This window comes from Arthrobacter sp. MYb227 (genome assembly GCF_002975435.1).
In the GTDB taxonomy this organism is placed as follows: domain Bacteria; phylum Actinomycetota; class Actinomycetes; order Actinomycetales; family Micrococcaceae; genus Paeniglutamicibacter.
Genome location: NZ_PCPT01000014.1, coordinates 42,847 through 58,376 on the forward strand (window position 1 = coordinate 42,847; position 15,530 = coordinate 58,376).

13 protein-coding genes and 1 tRNA gene are annotated in these 15,530 nt (G+C 57.1%); 6 read left to right on the forward strand and 8 right to left on the reverse strand.

Going from position 1 to position 15,530, the window contains the following annotated elements; genetic code table 11:
* Positions 1-180 precede the first annotated feature (180 nt).
* Positions 181-648: a hypothetical protein gene (locus CQ018_RS17910; protein ID WP_181149994.1), complete on the forward strand. Its 468-nt coding sequence runs from the start codon at positions 181-183 to the stop codon at positions 646-648.
* 25 nt (positions 649-673) lie between these two features.
* Here the strand turns inward: CQ018_RS17910 and CQ018_RS17915 are convergent, their stop codons facing one another.
* The 6 genes from CQ018_RS17915 to CQ018_RS17940 form a co-directional block, all read right to left on the reverse strand.
* Positions 674-1,549 (reverse strand): acyltransferase domain-containing protein, encoded by an 876-nt coding sequence (locus tag CQ018_RS17915; protein ID WP_105551373.1) that lies wholly within the window; start codon positions 1,547-1,549, stop codon positions 674-676.
* Between the two features lie 94 nt (positions 1,550-1,643).
* Positions 1,644-2,216, reverse strand: a complete 573-nt coding sequence (def, locus tag CQ018_RS17920; RefSeq protein ID WP_105551374.1) for a peptide deformylase — start codon at positions 2,214-2,216, stop codon at positions 1,644-1,646.
* A gap of 47 nt (positions 2,217-2,263) precedes the next feature.
* On the reverse strand, positions 2,264-3,424 hold the full coding sequence (locus CQ018_RS17925) for an acyl-CoA dehydrogenase family protein (RefSeq protein ID WP_105551375.1): 1,161 nt from the start codon (positions 3,422-3,424) through the stop codon (positions 2,264-2,266).
* 171 nt (positions 3,425-3,595) lie between these two features.
* A tRNA-His gene (locus CQ018_RS17930) sits at positions 3,596-3,671 on the reverse strand.
* A 141-nt stretch (positions 3,672-3,812) separates the two neighbouring features.
* Complete coding sequence (orn, locus tag CQ018_RS17935) at positions 3,813-4,430, reverse strand: oligoribonuclease (protein WP_105551376.1); 618 nt, start codon at positions 4,428-4,430, stop codon at positions 3,813-3,815.
* 102 nt (positions 4,431-4,532) lie between these two features.
* Positions 4,533-4,748 (reverse strand): hypothetical protein, encoded by a 216-nt coding sequence (locus tag CQ018_RS17940; RefSeq protein ID WP_105551377.1) that lies wholly within the window; start codon positions 4,746-4,748, stop codon positions 4,533-4,535.
* A 534-nt stretch (positions 4,749-5,282) separates the two neighbouring features.
* Here CQ018_RS17940 and mptB (CQ018_RS17945) point away from each other — a divergent pair.
* The 3 genes from mptB (CQ018_RS17945) to CQ018_RS17955 all read left to right on the forward strand — a co-directional run bounded on the left by mptB (CQ018_RS17945) (position 5,283) and on the right by CQ018_RS17955 (position 10,026).
* Entirely contained in the window at positions 5,283-6,968 is a 1,686-nt protein-coding gene (gene mptB, locus CQ018_RS17945; RefSeq protein WP_258142716.1) for a polyprenol phosphomannose-dependent alpha 1,6 mannosyltransferase MptB, read from the forward strand.
* 74 nt (positions 6,969-7,042) lie between these two features.
* Positions 7,043-8,701, forward strand: coding sequence for a polyprenol phosphomannose-dependent alpha 1,6 mannosyltransferase MptB (mptB, locus tag CQ018_RS17950; RefSeq protein WP_105551378.1), 1,659 nt, complete (start codon positions 7,043-7,045; stop codon positions 8,699-8,701).
* Entirely contained in the window at positions 8,701-10,026 is a 1,326-nt protein-coding gene (locus CQ018_RS17955) for a glycosyltransferase family 87 protein (protein WP_105551379.1), read from the forward strand. Before mptB (CQ018_RS17950) ends, CQ018_RS17955 begins: the two co-directional genes overlap by 1 nt.
* Before the next feature lie 447 nt (positions 10,027-10,473).
* Here CQ018_RS17955 and CQ018_RS17960 read toward each other — a convergent pair whose 3' ends face one another.
* Together CQ018_RS17960 and CQ018_RS17965 are read right to left on the reverse strand one after the other, a co-directional pair.
* Complete coding sequence (locus tag CQ018_RS17960; protein ID WP_258142718.1) at positions 10,474-11,940, reverse strand: DUF2079 domain-containing protein; 1,467 nt, start codon at positions 11,938-11,940, stop codon at positions 10,474-10,476.
* An 87-nt stretch (positions 11,941-12,027) separates the two neighbouring features.
* Positions 12,028-12,660: a hypothetical protein gene (locus CQ018_RS17965; protein ID WP_105551410.1), complete on the reverse strand. Its 633-nt coding sequence runs from the start codon at positions 12,658-12,660 to the stop codon at positions 12,028-12,030.
* 500 nt (positions 12,661-13,160) lie between these two features.
* Here CQ018_RS17965 and CQ018_RS17970 point away from each other — a divergent pair, with 500 nt between their 5' ends.
* Positions 13,161-13,994, forward strand: coding sequence for a DUF2637 domain-containing protein (locus CQ018_RS17970; RefSeq protein WP_258142722.1), 834 nt, complete (start codon positions 13,161-13,163; stop codon positions 13,992-13,994).
* 279 nt (positions 13,995-14,273) lie between these two features.
* Positions 14,274-15,503 (forward strand): GTP pyrophosphokinase family protein, encoded by a 1,230-nt coding sequence (locus CQ018_RS17975; RefSeq protein WP_105551381.1) that lies wholly within the window; start codon positions 14,274-14,276, stop codon positions 15,501-15,503.
* Positions 15,504-15,530 lie beyond the last annotated feature (27 nt).

The following is a 15,530-nucleotide window of genomic DNA, read 5'->3' on the forward strand; positions in this document are numbered from 1 at the left end:
CCCACATCAAATTCTTGGTGTGGGCGGCCCGCTTTCTTGTGCCCGGGGGAGACCCTTGGTTCCTTTTTGCCTAACGATGCCGCAACGGCGCTTCTCAACCCGCAGATTCAGAAGCTACGCTGAATCCAATGCCATGCAGCCTGCTTGCGGAAGCCAACCAACCTAAGGAATGCGACCATCTTGAAAAAGTCGATGTTGTTGACCGGGTTTTTGGTGTTACCGCTGCTGGTCTCGTGTACCGCCAATGTACCCGAACCGGCGCCCAGCTCTAGTAGCCCCATGGCAGTGACACTGAGCGTCTCGGATTCAAAACCACGCTTCGTCCACTCCAACTTCGGATTGCAAGAAGCCTCAATGCAGGCCTTGTTGGAGGGGACACTTGTCACCGGCCCCGGAAATTGTCTCGGGGTGAAGGGTGATGAAAATACCGTGACGCTTCCGGCGTTCCCCGGCACCACGGTATTGACCGAAACCAATGGTGGAGCATTGGGAATCGATATTGAGGGACACAAATACAAGCTAGGTGACGAAGTTAGTTTTGGTGGTGGGGGAGTGCCGATAACGGACGCCGACCGCAAAGCCATCACGGAATGCAGCGGGGCCATTGAAAACGGTTCGGTATTCTTCATCCAACAGATCAGCGAATAGCTGGCCGAAGCTGAGAGCAAAAAGCCTACAGGTTTCTTACTGTTACCGGTGGCGGGAGCGTTGGTTTTGTTGGCACCGGCCAAGGGCTGGTTCCCTTGCCGCATTGCCATGTGCCACCTGCGGCAATGCGCGCAAGCACCAATCGCTGCAGCGACGAATCTTGTGGCAAGGTGGAAACATCGGCATCCGCGGGTACCCGGAAGGTGAAGTAGAGGGCGTCGGCCTGTGCATCGCGCAGGCGAACATCACTGAAACGTGCTGCAAATGCCGCAATATTGCTGCCCGGTAACCCTTCCGCCAGCGCAGGATCCAGCAACCAAGAGTCGCAATAGGCGTGATCAATAAGGATTTCCGGATAGTGCTCGGCATAAAAGTGGGCAGCCAAGTTCAGTGATGCATCGACCGCCGCCGGGTCTAGGGCACCGTCTTCGGGAATGTGGATTCCTACCACCGATTCCCCTGAGGGATTCTGCGGGTGAAGATGGAATTGAAGCCGACCGAGTCTAAAAAGCGCGCCGGAGAAATGTAGGAGCAGCCACCACCAGGTAGTCAGCCCAAATTCACCATGGGTTTGCCGATGCAGCTCAAGTTGTTTACCAAAATCAGCGAGTGTTGCCTCGATGATCATCGGAACAACGCCGGCCTCTTCAAGCCGTTCGGCTGCCAGTGGGGAAAAACGCAGCAGTGCCTCGATCCACTGGCGCTCGGTGATTCCATCAACGTGCTTAAGCAGCGGCGCTTGGGCATCGCCCCACCGCTCCGCAAGCAACTCGATGGCCTTGCGCGTACCGGCATCGGCCTGACCGGAGAGCATCCGTGCGCAGATTTCTTGCTCGGCCGCGGGCACCGCACACAAATCCAGCACAGCTTGTGTCATATTCACCGTGGAGGAATTGCTCATGGTTCTATCCTAAAACTGCTTGTTGGTAGTGGCGCCAGGCTTGGACAACCGCTTAGCGGACACCATGCGGGGGAAAAGCCCTGCAAGGGCTGGTCTAATGACCGAAGGGATCCTCATCGGTACCCGGCATCCAGGTCAGCCCGGGAAGTCCCCATTCGAGTGACTTCTGGGCTTTCTTCCAACGTCGCGCCCACTTGTCATTGAGCTTATCGACGTATAGGTAGCCATCTAGGTGGTCGTATTCGTGTTGCATGATCCGTGCAAACCAGCCGGTTGCCTCAAAGGAAATGGGATTACCCTCAACATCGAAACCCTCAACACGAGCGAACTCGGCGCGTTTGAGCGGGAAATTCAGCGCAGGAGCCGAAAGGCAGCCCTCAACGTCTTCATCGACATCGGGGGTGGCCCCGGAAATCTTTGAAAGCGTCAAACGTGGATTGATCACCACACCGCGGGTTGGAGCCTCGTCCTCATGCGCAAACTCAAAGGTAAAAATGCGCAGGCCAACACCGATTTGTGGGGCCGCAAGGCCGACACCGTTGGCGGCATCCATGGTGTCATACATGTCCTGAACCAAGGTGCGAAGTTCATCGTTGAACTCGGTGACCTCCGCGGCGCGGGTGTGCAGCACGGGTTCGCCATAAATCGTGACCGGGCGAATGCTCAAGGTGTTTCTCCTAGTAAGACGGGGTGGGGGAGGGAAGCTAGTATCGGTTACCGGCCGCTGGCCAGTGAGCGGCCGATGCTCTCGCGCATAATCTCACTTGTTCCACCAAAGATGGTCAGCAAGCGGGCGGCAAGGAAGCTTTGGGCGATGGGGTACTCGAGGATGTAGCCATAACCGCCATGTAATTGCAGAGCCGCATCGGAAATCTTCTTGGCCTGTTCGGACGCCCACAATTTTACCTGCGCAGCGGCAATTTCATCTAGCTCACCGGCATTAAAGGCAAGCACCGCACGATCCACGTAACCCTGAGTGACCTCGACGCTGGTGAGCATGTTGGCAAGTTCAAAACGGGTGTTTTGGAATTGCAGCAGTGAGTCACCAAATGCGTGACGTTCGGAGGCATAGGCAAGTGCCTGATCATACGAGGCACGTGCCACGGCCGAGGCGGCAACGGCAATGGCAAGCCGGGCTTGGGGTAGCTGTTCCTTGACGTAGCGAAGCCCCGCTCCTTGTTCTCCGATGAGGTCAGCGGCGGGAACTGGCACAGCATCAAAAAATAGCTCAGCGGTATCGGAGGCGCGCACGCCCATCTTGTCCAGCTGCTTGCCGTTGGTGTATCCCGGGCCGCGCGAAACCATGAACAGCGAGTAAGAATCCTCGCTTCCACGTCCGGTGCCACCATCGGTGCGTGCCAGCACCACCGCGCCATCCCCGGAAACACCGTTGCCGATGAAGGTTTTCTGGCCGGTGATCAGCCAATTATCTCCCTCGCGTACCGCTTTGGTGCGTACCGAGCGTAAATCCGATCCGGCTCCGGGTTCGGTCAGGGCGCAGGATGTGACGATGTCACCGGCGGCCATACCCGGCAGCCATTTGGATTTGAGCTCTTGCGAACCATAAGCCAGCAGGTAGGGAAGAACCAGATCTTCTTGTAGGTGGAAGGCCAGCGCGACGCCGAGGTGTCCGGAGCGCACGAATTCCTCATCCATCACCACGCGGTAACGGTAGTCATCGATGCCCATGCCGCCGAATTCCTCGGGGATGGCAAGACCCAATAGGCCCGCCTCACCTGCGGAACTCCACAGCGAGCGCGGCATGATGTGCGCTTGGTCCCACGCGGCGTAGTGCGGTGAGATTTCCCGGATGTTGAATTCGGTGGCCAACTCGCGGAATTGCTCGTGGTCTTCTTCCAAGAGTGTGCGTTTCATTCTCGCTGGCCTTCCGCTCGCGGAGTCGAGGTGCTGTTCGAGCTCCAGGGGGTCAAATTTTGGTTCGATGCTCTCTCACCTGCGTACTGTGCCGTCCAGTTGTGGGGAGACGTCGTTGTGCGGGAATGAGAAAAGCCGCTTCCGGAAAATACTGTCCGGAAGCGGCTTCATTGGGGTGAGTAACGGGGATTGAACCCGCGACCTTCTGGACCACAACCAGACGCTCTGCCAACTGAGCTATACCCACCAAGTTCGCCGTGAGGCTAGTTGCTTTGCCCTTCCGAACTCTTGTCCGTAGCGCTTGGCAACGAGAACTATATTACACACACTTGGGGGTGCAATGCCAACTCGGATTGCCCCTTTCGGCCTGTGTTCTGCGACACAGCGCCTAATCAGCCCGAGATTCCGCGGAAATTGCGGCTGCCGCAGCCTTGGCCGAAGCGCTATCTGGGCCCGGGGCAGGCACCATCACAGTGGCGCGGTAGTACTTCAGTTCATCGATTGAGTCTCGGATATCTCCCAGAGCACGGTGATTGCCGGTCTTGTCAGGGGCATTGAAGAACGCCTTGGGGTACCAGCGGCGCGCAAGTTCCTTAATAGTTGAGACATCCAAGATGCGGTAGTGCAGGTGCTCGATGACCTCGGGCATATCGCGGGCCAGGAAATTCTTATCGGTCCCCACGGAATTGCCGGCAAGTAGCGCCTTGTTTGCTTCCGGGGCGTAGGAGCGGATGTAATCCATAACGATGGAGGTTGCCTCTTGCATCGACATACCTGCATCGAGCTCAGGGAGCAGTCCGGAGACGACGTGCATATTGCGCACAAAGTCACCCATTTGTTCGATGGCCGCTACCGGCGGCTTGATCACCACCGAGACTCCAGCACCGAGAATGTTGAGTTCTGCGTCGGTCACCAGGACCGCAACTTCGATCAAAGCATCGGTTTCCAGGGACAGCCCAGTCATCTCGCAGTCGATCCATACAATTTTTTCGTTAGTAATAGGCACAAGCCCAATTTACCCGATGCACCGGGGCATCGGGGCGGCGCAGGGAGCTAGGAGTACGCGGCGGCGTTCGGTGAGCCACTCGGCAGCTTGCGTGATGTTGCTTTAGGTTCCGCTGCGTGAAGAGGATTTTGCCGAACCCAAGAACCAGGTCAGCACGAACACCACAAGGCCGGTGCCGGCCAGTGCTATTGACGCGTTGATGCTCATGCCCAGCCGCGGGGCAAAGAAACCGAGCAATATGCTCAAAAAGATGCCCCAGCCAAGTAGTGAGTGATTGCGTGCCGGTGCCTGCTCCGGTGCTTTGGCTCGTCGACCCATGAATGAGGCTCCTCGGTGTGAAATATTTGAGACTGTGGTGAGCAGGGGGGAAAAGTGCTGAGCGCCGGTTGTTTAGCGGCACGGTAGTAAGCCTATGGCCGGTTGGGCTCGCTGGTGTGGAGCACACGCGGTGCTTCCGGGTATGACTTGTACGCTTCTGCTTTGTTCGCTGCGACGGCTGCATCTGCTCGGCCCTTGAGGAGTGGTGGGCGTGCACATCCGAGTCGATGGATGTGTGAGGTAGCGCGCAAGCGTGCTTCTATCCAGAGAATTCAGGGTTCACAATGTTAGGATCGGACTTGATTTTTACTAGGTTTATGTGTTTTTGTGTGCCCCGCACGGGCCAGAAGCGCCAATGACTGCGGTACACGGCAAACTAGCCGCTCAATGTCACTGCTTGCCTAGCGACAGCTTTGTGAGACGCTCAACCCGTTGCCTTGGTAAAAAATCAAGCGGCGATGAGCTAGCGCACAAAGTTCTCGAAGAATTCAGCAAAGAGTCAAGAAACTTATGAGACAGGGGGGAAGGCGCCCAATGGATCCGATGATACCGGCCGATCCGGAACCGATACCGCACAGCGATTCGGCTGCCCCGTCCCTGCACGATGTAACTTCGGAGCAGAAACTGCTTAAAAACAAGACCGGGTCCAGTATCAACGGCTCACAAAAAGCTGCATCGGAGCATAAGGCTCGCAAGTGGCAGGGTATTCACCTCTCACCACTGATTCAGGGTGTCATCGGATCCTTGATGATTACCCTTGGTTCATTCGGTGTGGGTTGGCTTGCCAGTGCTTCACCGCTGAACCGGCACCCGCTTCTCATTGCTGTACGCACCGACTATCCGGGTGTCATTACTTGCACCGTGCTACTGACCCTGGGCTGCTGGATACTTTTCAGGGCCTGGCTTCGATTAGGACAGCAGCTTGCCGGTTGGCCGGAAGGCTCCCTGGGATTGATCAAGAAAGCGGTATGGCTCTGGAGCATCCCCATGCTCTTGGCCTTGCCGATCTTTTCACGAGACGTTTTCGCCTACATCGGGCAGGGCCGTCTTGTTGCGGCCGGACAAGACCCCTACAAAGACGGTATTTCCACGCTGAGCAACTGGTTCCAGCTGGGTGCCGATATTACTTGGGCTGAATCCGAAACCCCCTACGGGCCGCTGTATCTGAACGTTGAATATTGGGTAAACCGGCTGGTAGGTACCAGCCCGGACCTTTCGATCTTCCTATTCCGCTTGGTGGCCTTTGTCGGGGTGATCATGTGCCTGTACTACGTTCCAAAACTTGCAGCCCTGCACGGAATTTCAGGTGCCAAAGCGACCTGGATTTCGGTAGCTAACCCGCTGTTCCTCATTAGCTTTGTAGCTTCGGCTCACAACGATGCGTTGATGGTGGGACTTGCGATCGCGGGAACCTATTATGCGGCTACTAAGCGTGGTGTGATCGGCGTGGTACTGATCGCCGCGTCCATCGGCATCAAACCAATTACCCTGGTGCTCTTGCCGTTTATTGGTCTTTTATGGGCGGGGGCAGGAGCCAGTTGGCGACGAAGAATTCTTTACTGGTTCTACACCGCAGGACTCGTCGGGCTGATCATGGCGGTCATTGGCTGGGCCAATGGGTATGGGTTTGGTTGGTTGGGTGTCATGCTGGGCACCGGAACCGGCGCGGTAATCTTCGCACCACTAGGTGCCCTGAACCATCTACTTTCCGGTGCTCTGTCAACCATCGGGCTGCCCACGGATTGGATCCTGCCGCTACTGAAATTGGTCGGACGTCTGTCCTCGGTGGGAATCGTTTTGCTCCTGATCTTCAAGGGCAAACATTCGCACCTAGTCCAACGCATGGCCCTTGCCTTCTCCGCGTTGGTAGTGCTTTCTCCGATCATTCAGCCTTGGTACATCCTGTGGTTGCTACCATTCTTTGCCGTCACCGGAATCAGGAATGACTGGCAGCTTCTTTGGGTGTACTTCACCACCGCGTTCTTTATTGCCTTTGGAGCAGCAGACCAGATTTTCATCTGGCAATTCTTAGAAGTATTGGACCCGTGGGTCAAGCACCTATCCACGGCGATCTCCTGGCTCATGATGTTCTACCTAGCGTTTATTGATCCGCGCACCAAGGTGCTCTTTAGTTCTTTGGTACCTAAACGTTTTGGGGGAAGCCACCCGGGTGCCGGGCCCTCGGCATCCGGTAAAGGTTCGGAGGCGCGGCGATCGTAGGCGAAGAAGAAAAGCCCACGCCCGATGATGCTCCGGGGAAACGCCATGAGCGGGTCCGGGGAGACAACAATGGCGTGGAACGGGTAACTCTGGGTTCACGAATCGTTGCAGCAACACGCAACCTAGAATCGGTGCGCGTATTCAGCGCCACGGTGCCCGGGCTACGCCGTCTAACCGGCGGCGGAGAAAATAGTCCGGATATTGCCATCTGGCAGGGGCTGCTTGCTTCATTGATGGTGATGGTTGGATCTTGGGGTGTCGGCTGGATTCCTAGTTCGCAGGAATCGCTACTTTCCCGCTCAAAATACTTACTTCCGTTACGTGTTGAAACCCTCGGTGTCATTTTGTGCACGTTGTTGCTGGCCCTTGGCTCGATGTTGCTGTTCAGGGCATGGTTACGCTTGCGCCAACGATCACAAGCTGCACATATTGATCCGCTGAAGATCTTGCGACGCGCAATTATGGCCTGGAGCATTCCGCTGGTGTTCTCCTTCCCCATCCTTTCAAAGGATGTGTACTCGTATCTGGGCCAGGGGCGGCTCATGCATGCGGGACTCTCGCCCTATAAGGACTGGGTATCTCAGCTGCCTGGCTGGTTTGCCCAGGGCTCCGACTCGCTATGGGCCGAATCTTCTTCTCCCTATGGCCCACTCTTTTTGATGTATGCACGTATCACCTACTTCCTCTCCGCAGGGGTGCCGGAGTATGGGGTTGCGATGATGCGCTTGGTTGCTGTAGCAGGGGTGCTGCTGTGCGTATACGCGATTCCACGCCTTGCAGTACATACCGGGGGAGACGGAGCATGGGCGCTGTGGATCTCCGTTGCCAACCCACTGTTCTTGTTGAACATGATTGGCGGGGTACATAACGATGGGTTGATGATTGGCGGGGTGCTGCTGGGCTTCCTGCTTGTCTATAATCGGCGGCATGTCCTGGGTGTGCTTGTGGCAGCCCTGGCCATCGCCATCAAACCAATAGTTGTCCTTGTCCTACCATTTCTTGGCCTTGCCATGGTCGCCCGGGACGCGAAGTTTTCTACAAAGATTCGTGCCTGGCTACTTACCGGTGCCGTTGCCGGTGCTCTGCTAGCATTTTTGGGATGGACATCTGGTCTGTGGTTTGGCTGGATTTCGGCAATGGCGAATGCCGGAGGTGCGGCATTCCCCTACGCTCCGGTGGGTCTGCTGGGGATGCTGATCGGCTGGGTGACAAGCTTTTTCGGAGCCGATCTACACACAGTTTCCGGCATTGTTTTCTCGCTGTTTAGACTCGGCTCGCTGGCATTGATCTTCTGGCTGGCCATCCGCAAGCCCGCTGGTCCACCACTGCTCTATGCTGGGTACGGATTGGGCGCCGCAGTGGTGCTGGCCCCGATTATTCAGCCCTGGTATCTGCTCTGGTTGATCCCATTTTTTGCCCTCTCACGACGTTATCCAATCAACTGGGAACGAGCGCTCTACGTGCTGTGCCTCTTGTTGGTGTTGGCTGGCGTTGTCGACCAAATCTCGGTTGGCCAATGGTTCTCACTGCTCTGGATGAGGATATTCGCGGCCCTCGTCGGACTTGCCTACATGGTCTATCTGGTCTTCCTTGACCCGAAGACGGCAAGTATGTTTGGCGCCGATCCGCTACGCACCCTCCACGGAGCGCGAACCAGCTGCCGTGAAACACGCACCGAAACAAAAACTTCCAAACGTAAAATTTCAAGAAGAAATGAGGCAGCCGGATCGTGATGCAACCGGTTAAAGACCTGTTTAATGCCCGGGAGGCAACCCGTCCGGTCATCATCGGACTGCTCATCCTCACCGTGATCGGTGCCGTTATTGCGGTGCTGAGTAAGCAATGGTGCCGAATCAACGGCTGGCCCGATGCCGAACAGCACCTGCACATGTGCTATTCGGACTTCTCCCAGCTCTTTGGCACCCGCGGCATGGCCGACAAGCTCTTCCCCTACTTCACCGGGCTGCCGGCAGAGCAAGCGCTTGAATACCCGGTGCTGCTGGCCATCATGGCCGGGCTCACCGCGATGGTCATCCCCGGCATGGGCTTCTCGCCCGAACGCCAGCTTGCCTACTTTGATCTGAACTCGGCACTGTCGTTCATCTGCTGGGCCGTAGTGGTTATTGCAGTTGCCTACGCGGCAAAGCACCGCAGCCGCGATGCGATCATGGTGGCATTGGCCCCGGGCATCATCCTCACCAGCCAATTGAATTGGGACTTGTGGGCCGTGATGCTGGCGATGCTCGGGCTTTTGGCGTTCTCCCGCAAACACATCGTGCTGGCCGGGGTGCTGCTGGGCCTAGGCGCCGCCGCGAAGCTCTACCCGTTCTTCCTTTTCGGCGCGATCCTGGTGCTGTGCCTGCGCACCGGGCGGATGCGGCATTTCTGGGTGTCGCTGACCTCGGGCGTCGTGGCTTGGCTGACGATCAACGTCCCGTTCATGATCACCGCGTTCGACGAGTGGAGCCGCTTCTATACATTCTCCGGGGATCGCCCAGCGGGCAACTCCTCGATGTGGCTGGCATTTGTCTGGACGGGGATGGATGGTTCGACCATGTCTTATCTGTCCAACGGACTCTTCGGTCTGGCCTGCCTGGGCATCGCTTACCTGGGGCTGACCGCCAAGCGCCGCCCGCGCATGGCTCAACTGGCGTTCCTGATCGTCGCCGCGTTCCTGCTCTTCGGCAAGGTCTACTCGCCACAGTTTGTGATGTGGTTGATCCCGCTCTACGTGCTGGCCCGGCCCAAGTGGCGCGAATTCCTTCTCTGGCAGGCCATCGAGGTGTTCCACTGGGTGTTCGTGTGGCTCTGGAGCGCCAAGTACGTCTCCAACATGGAATATTTCGGCGGTTCCTGGACCATTGAGATCCTCTACGGGATCGGTATCGTGGCGCACATGGCCATGCTGAGCTACATCTGCATCAAGATCATCGGGGACATCCGCAATCCTGAGCAAGATCTGGTGCGAGCCGAGGGCATTGATGATCCGCTGGCCGGACCACTTGAAAACCTTCCAGATAGCTTTGTGCTTGGTGCAAAGGCCACCACGAAGGCCTAACAGCTAACGGGAATATTCGTTGATTCACGTTCACAAAGGCAGGATGAGACTCTCTCACAGGCGAGTTTCATTCTGCCTTTTGTGTACGTGGAGTGTCTCAAACTGACAAAATCCATGAAATCGCCAAGCCCTGCAATGCCGACGTGTCTAGGGCATCTTGGGTCCTGTGCTTTTCGCTAGGAAGTGGAGCTTAGATCTTTGCATCGCATGAGGCCTTGAACCCCGCCCGCATGTGAGGGTAACGCTCGGAGTCTGGGGATGAAGGGAATTGATGACGACTCTAGTGGATTTCTGAGTTCCCGAGGTCTCAGGCTAGAGGCAAAAAGTAGGGAAGAGGGTATGTATTGGGTCGATCCATAAAGGAGTATTCCGCAGCTCCCAGATGGCACATCAGAAAGCTAAAGCGTAGGGAATTTAAGTCCCTTGAGGAACTAAACTGCCTACGCTTTAGCGCTTGAGGTAATCCGAACAGATTGGATTGACCGGGACGTCACGGTGCAACACCATGATTCCTGAATCTATGGGTGCAACCTGGGCAAAGCCCAGCGCCTTAGCGCGGCGCAGAGCCTGGGGCGGATTCAGTGGATCCCAGCCACCGAGTTCTTGTTCGTTAAAGTCTATGATCATCCAGCTTGAAAGATCTGTACCAATATCTCCATGCAGACCAACGTAGGTGCGGGTTGTCAGGTGCGGAACCAGGGTGTCGGCCGATTCGACGCAGACTCCGTCGGGAATCATCTCAACGGCGCGTTGTTTGGCTGCTACAAGTGAGCCCGGAGCCCAATTGGCGCCGGTGAGTGTGCGGCCCAGCGGGAATACCGAGTGGAAGAAGAGTGAACCAATCAGGCCGAAGAGCAACAGATAGGCCGGGGCAATAACCTTGATTTTCGAGCAGTTATACCGCCTGATGAGCTTGCCCAGTACGTGAACCGCGGAAAGGATGAAGATCGGGGCCATGATCGCATCGTACTGATACACCGGAGCCCAGGTATTCAGCCGATCATTGAAAAGCCGGCTAAGCAGTAGCGGTGCGCCGAGGATTACATAGGGCGAGGCAAGTGGCAACAGTGCCAGCGGCGCCAAGGACAACAGCCAGAGGGCAGCCTTGAGCTGGTGGTCAAAGAGGATAGCCAGGGACTTGAGCGGATGGGAAAGCAGGTACACGATCGCGGCACCGGCACTAGAGCCAAGGGCCGTGTACTGCCAATAGGTGAATTCGCCGGCGGGGGAGAAGAGCGGGATCAGGTAGCTTGTCACAACAACATAGCCGCCCAGGCCCAGCACTGCGGTCAGTGCGGCCTTGGCCCATTGTTTGTGGAAGAGCAGCACAATGCCCACGGCAACCATGGTGATGCCCATGTCCTCACGGACCAACAGCAAGGATGCCGAAAGTCCGACGACCAACCAATAGCGGGATTTGTCGAACGCCCAGATGATCCAGGCCATGATCGGCACGCCGAAGGCAACCTCATGGAATTCCCAGTTCACGATGGCCTGGAATGGCCACCAGAGTAGCAATGCTGCGGCGGTGAGTAGCGCTCCAAGATGTCCGAAACGTTCCCGGGTGAAGAGGTAAACGGGGATTGCGGTGGAGACCAGCAACCCGGCTAGGGCAATGCCGAGCATGCGTGGATCATCCCAAATCCAGTACAGCGGTGCCAGGAGGGCCAAAATCGGATGGAAATGATCACCCAGCAGGTTAAAGTCAACGCCCTTGACCGGGACGATGGGCGCCTTGAATATCGAATACTGGCGGATGGCCTGATCGAAGATGCCGAGGTCGTAGCCGCGTGATTCGTAGTTGCGAAAACGCAGGAACGAGTGGGCAGTGTACAAAACCCCCACGATACCCATGAGAAGCCCGAGCTGTGTTTTCTGCGGGCGAGTCATGGTCGCGGGGGTTTGTATAGACATATCCTCGAGTTTATCCAGTACGTGGGTGGGTGCGCGTGGCGGAATCGCCGGCGGTCCGACGTACCGTCTAACGGAAGGGAGTGCTAGTTACTTTGCTGCGGCAAGGCCGGTGCGCGCCATGGCATCGGCGTAGGCGGCGTAGATTTCTTCTAGGTGCGCCTGCTGGCGCTCCGGGGAACCGGCAAAGGCGCGGCCATCGAGCGATTTGACCTTGTAGGTCTTGAACCCACGACGCCACAGCAGTGGGTTCTGGGTCTTGAGCAGCTGCTCGGAGAGGCGGTGCGCCTCGGTGCCGTGAGCAATCAATACCGAGGCGCGCGGTACTGCCTTGAGCAGGCGCAGCAGCGGCTTTAGTCCCGAGGTGATCTCCGGGGGAGTGAACTTGCCATTTGCTTCACCCGGGGTGTGCCATGGGGAAACATTCCACGGCAGAATGAATTCCGGGCGCAGGCCCAGCTGCCACTGCATGCCAAGCATGCGGGTTGAAGCTTCCTGCGAACCGGCATCAATGAAGCCCGATTCGTTGGCAACGCCAATGTTTGAATACAGCGAGATAATGCGTGCTTCTTCAATGTTATGCACCGGGTCCACGTAGGAGACCGAGGTTGCTGGACGCAACATCTGCGTCTCGTCGAGCAGACGGTTAACCGGCTCGATTTGCTCTTCATACCGGCGTGCCATGAGGGAGTCTTCGACGTGGTCCGGGGCAATTGCTGTCATTGAGGTGCGCTTCTCCTGCTGGGTCGAACGAGCTGCAAGCTGGGTGATGGAAGGGCGCGCGAAGTCACGGAATTCGCGCACCGAACACATGCCGATGCTGCTTAGGGGTTTTTGGGGGTGGGGCCTTTTGTGTTCCGGTGGCTGGAATGCCATGGGGAGAACGGGGATGAAGGCCCACTGTTAACAATAGCCGCTATGTGCGGATTTGGGGGCATGGGGCCGCGGGCAGTTGCTGGTGATGATTGGCACAGGATTTCCCCTTGGCCACCGGCGGTGAAGGTGATATCCGGCCATGCCAGCGGCCAGCCGCTCGGCATTGAGCCCAAGGACCTGGTCGTAGTGGGTCGAAAGAGACGGGAGAGATGGCGCACGTTGTTCACCTGCTGGGGGGCAAAGCACGTAGAATCATCAAGGTTTTGTGATCATCGGAACGCGTTGGGGAATGCGCAGCATCAGAACCACGTTCACCGCGAATAGACCAGACGACGAATGAAGGCCCAGTGAGTACAGCTAGCACCACCGAAAAGATCCCAAACGAACCGCATAAGGCCGTTTTGCGTACCGCAGTTGCAGCAACTGTTGTTATTGCCATTGGAGCGTTCGTCCTTTCGTTTGCCGCACTTACCGATTTGGCCCAGCGTTCGGGCATTGCACCGAACCTCGCCTGGATCTGGCCGATCATCATCGACGGCATGATTGTCGCCTCAACCGTCGCCATTGTGGCGCTTAACGGCCACAACCGCCGTGCCATGGTTTATCCCTGGACGTTGCTGTTCTTTGGCGCCATCGTTTCTACGGCGGCTAACTCAACTCACGCGATCCTGACCGTCGATTCGATTGCCGATGGGGTTCCACCGCTAGTCTCCGCGCTGGTTGCGGCGATGCCACCGGTCGTGCTGCTGGCAATTACGCACCTGACGGTGCACATGTACCAGAAGAAATCCGAGGCAGCAGAATTGCGTGCGGCCGCCGAGTACGACGAGGAAGCGATCGAATCGGAGAAGTACTCGCTTGCTTATGACGATGGATTCACCCAGGCCATGGCCGATGCGCAGGTAGCGGAGGCCGAACGCGTTGAAGCAGCACGCCTCAAGGCTGCAGAAGATATTGCTCGGGCACGTGTCGAGAGCAAGGTTGAAGCTCAGCGTGCCGCTGCCAAAAACCCGGCTCAGCCCGGCGCCGGCTCCCAACAGGTATCGGCTTCCGCTGCGGTACCTAACGGAAACAAAAAATCCGGGACCGGTAAGGTCCAGATGCTGACTCCGGCAGGTAAAACTACCGGCGCATCCCCGCTCTATGACGAGGTTGCCCAGCAGGTAGATAACAAGAACTAGGCTTTCGCTAACCCCACGCCTTGAGCGTTGCACCGGAATTTTCCGGGCTGCGGCGTCGTAGGCGTGGGGTTTTGTGTTCCCCGAGTATTCACAGGCGACTATCGGGTTGCTTGGGTGCGGCGCGCCGCCGCACGAGAAGTTGTGTGTTGATAGGCTGAAACGTAGATCACTTCCGCGATGTGCCGTGCCGCTATCCCCGCCTTGGGGTTCTTGCAATCGGCACGAGGCGCAGAACCTTGCAAGGCAAGGCATCTAAGTAACCAGCTGTAGGAGGCACATGTGGGCACCCCCTGGGAAACACTCGACGAATCATTGCGCGAGTCGGTGGCGAGCAGCGTAGAACGCTACGCGGTGGCCCGTCCCAAACTTGAGCGTGTTGCCGAAGCAATGCGTGGGCGAATCGCTGCACTCTTTGAAGAGACAGACACCGAGCCGCTCTTTGTCGTCGCGCGAGTAAAAACCGTCGAATCCTTTAGGGACAAGGCCTCGCGCATGAGCGCTCGGGAAGAAACCGATGATGCCCCACAGCTCGAATTTCCGCACCCATTACGCGAAATCCATGACATCGTGGGTGTGCGAGTGATAGTGAAGTTGCCCTACGAGATCAGGGACGCGGCAAATCTTATCAAGCGCCGACGCTCGGACTTTGACTGCCGATCGGATCGCGAGAAAGATATTGGCTCCGTCGAATCCGGAACCTACGGCTACTCAAGCCGCCACCTGATCCTCAAGACCCGCGGCGAAGAAATTGTGCGAGATTTTCAGGCTGCACTCCAAGACGACGCAAAAATCACCGGAAATTTCATCTTTGAGGTGCAGATCCGCACCATTCTCTCCCACGCGTGGAGCGAAATTGAGCATGATATCCGCTTCAAAAATCCCGAGCCACGTGCCTGGAGTCCCCACATCGATAGGCAGTTCACCGCAACTGCAGCAATGCTTGAGGCGGCCGAAGATCAATTCTCCGAGCTGCACGAAAGGTTTGAAACCGTTAGCGGATTTTGGGATGTTGAAGGCGAGGGATCCGTTGAACTTTCCGCCGGGCGCATCCAATTCATTTGGCAGACACTTTTGCCCCACGTTGACCGAAAATCCGATGATGATTGGGGCTGGGCAGCGGAGTTGGTGGCAGCCCACGGTTTGAGTACTACCCGTGAGTTTGCGGCATTGTTGCAGCCCGAGGTGATTACCTCGGTGCGTGCGGCGCTTGATCACCGATACTCCCCGGGTCCGGACAGACTGCTTGACGATGTATTGCTCTGGCATTTCGGTGCGGCGCATATCAAAGGTACTAGCGGGGGAGATGTGCATCGCGGAGATTCATTACGACGCCGGCTGACCCAAATGGATGCATACCGCAATAAGCATGGGCTAAAACCCGTAGCTCCAGTAAAGTCTGAGCAAACAAGTAAGGCCGCAGCGCCCAAGGATGCCGCGCCGAAGACGACGCAAGGCAAGGCAACGAATCATCCTCAGACCGGGGCACAGCCCAAGGTGCAAGGAAAGTAGCTTTACGTGCCTAACGCCTGCGGACCT